At 54.4% G+C, this 250-nt stretch carries 1 pseudogene; it reads right to left on the reverse strand.

The annotated features are described in order from the left end of the window. Nucleotides 1-123: 123 nt before the first annotated feature. Nucleotides 124-250: pseudogene (locus PKKP23_RS33660) on the reverse strand (IS110 family transposase); the annotation flags it as partial.

A 250-nucleotide genomic window follows, 5' to 3' on the forward strand; every position in this document is an offset into this window, starting at 1 on the left:
TCCACACCTCGTCAGGATTTGCAGGATTCACGCATCAATATGCCCGCTTCTTGCAAATCCAACAACACCGTTTCGGCTTCACAGCCTTACTGCATACGCCTCGCACGATTATTCAGGTCCGACTACCGAATGTGCGCAGATGAGCCTGACGTCGTGACCGAATTGCCGTAACTGCCGGGCCCAGTGATGAGCACTGCCGCAGGCTTCAATCACCACGAGCGAGCGTTCCCGCTTTGCAAAGAAGTTCGAT

Source organism: Paraburkholderia kururiensis JCM 10599 = LMG 19447 (assembly GCF_003986935.1).
In the GTDB taxonomy this organism is placed as follows: domain Bacteria; phylum Pseudomonadota; class Gammaproteobacteria; order Burkholderiales; family Burkholderiaceae; genus Paraburkholderia; species Paraburkholderia kururiensis.